The organism is Edwardsiella hoshinae NBRC 105699 = ATCC 33379, from assembly GCF_000474215.1.
GTDB lineage: Bacteria > Pseudomonadota > Gammaproteobacteria > Enterobacterales > Enterobacteriaceae > Edwardsiella > Edwardsiella hoshinae.
On sequence record NZ_BAUC01000100.1, the window covers coordinates 1 to 925 of the forward strand.

1 protein-coding gene is annotated in these 925 nt (G+C 53.7%); it reads left to right on the forward strand.

Features of this window, described 5'->3' with window-relative positions; translation table 11 throughout:
- Positions 1–40: 40 nt before the first annotated feature.
- Positions 41–925 (forward strand): hypothetical protein (locus tag EHO01S_RS17890; protein WP_035371078.1); only part of this gene is annotated, 885 nt, incomplete at its 3' end.

A 925-nucleotide genomic window follows, 5' to 3' on the forward strand; every position in this document is an offset into this window, starting at 1 on the left:
CCCGGGCGCGCCGCGCAGGCTAGCAAAAATGGGAACTCACATGATTAAAGTAAAAAATAGGCGTTTAGCCAGGCTATGGCTTATCCATACTCTGCTACTGGCCAGTTTCGCTGTCGATGCCAGCAATGAGTACCAGTGTGAGATAACCAGTGCGCCCTACGGGCGCTGGAATTCACCGCAATATCGCGCAAGTTCGTATTACTCTAGCTTTCGTCTGTGGGGGGGATGGGCAAATAGCACGATAACGCTGAAGTCCGATGACCAAAACCTGGATGCGGCCGCGATCAATAACGATATCGCCACGCTACGCTCGACCTTAGATGTGCTCGGCCAGTATAATTTCGTGGCCTCTCGGGCCTCGGCCACCTTATATCAAGGGCGCAATAATCTATTCAGAGCCTCAGGCGTCCCCGGCCCCACCAGCTCAGGTCAAATGTATATTGAGCTAGGTTGTCAGAATCTAAATCATTGCGCATTGGTACGATTTACCGGCGCGCAGGATTTTAGATTTAGTATGGATAAACGGCTCTCCTTTGCCGACGGCGCCAATATCAACAGCCCCGTATTACAAAAACGCATTGTGTTGCCGTCTGCGCCAAGAAATGAGTATCGCAACCATGAAATACGCTTTACCCATACTATACAAAATGCCGTCATCGGCATCTCTACCATGAATCAGGTTAATATCCCCGGCGGCGATAGAACCCTCTCGTTTGACCGCGGGCCGATCGTCTCGGAAATACGCTGCGTGCGTCCGGCGACGCCCTTAACCTTGACGCTGTTGGATAACGCCATCACCTTCAATCCCACCCTGATGGGGAGCACGACGCCGCAGGTCAAGACGCTGAGGTGGCAAGCCTCCGGCAGTGGACGCGCCGATACCTGGACGATGCGCTTTACTAGCGCCAACGCCACCGCCTCGGGT